The sequence below is a fragment of the Chryseobacterium sp. SIMBA_028 genome, assembly GCF_046535285.1.
In the GTDB taxonomy this organism is placed as follows: Bacteria; Bacteroidota; Bacteroidia; order Flavobacteriales; family Weeksellaceae; genus Chryseobacterium.
Genome location: NZ_JAWRWZ010000105.1, coordinates 1 through 340, shown reverse-complemented (window position 1 = coordinate 340; position 340 = coordinate 1). Strand labels below are relative to the sequence as shown.

Sequence of the window (340 nt, the reverse complement as noted above, 5' to 3'; positions counted from 1 at the left end):
CTTCCTATTCCCCAGTTTGCACCCCCACCTGTAGGTCCTGTATTGGAAAATCCTAAAAGAGCAAAATTACCAGTTGCCACTGGAGATGTATTTCTTATTGCCATAATAGATTGCTGATTAGTACCTGCAGGAGCATCGAAAAGTGAAAATCTATTAGCAACAGCTGCTGTACTTACTACATGAAACTTATTCTCAGGCGTTGCAGTACCAATTCCCACTCTATTGTTTGCGGCATCTACAGACAGTGTAGTTCCATCAACAGAAAAAGCATTAGCTGCAGTTCCGTTAAAAGCTAAAGTATGCGCTCCCTGAGTTACAACTCTATTTCCTGTAAGCGTAC

General features: G+C 41.8%; 1 protein-coding gene. It reads right to left on the bottom strand.

What is annotated here, in order from left to right; all coding sequences use genetic code 11:
• The coding region (locus SCA31_RS22740; RefSeq protein WP_410699315.1) for a hypothetical protein at positions 1–340 on the bottom strand (340 nt) is incomplete at both ends.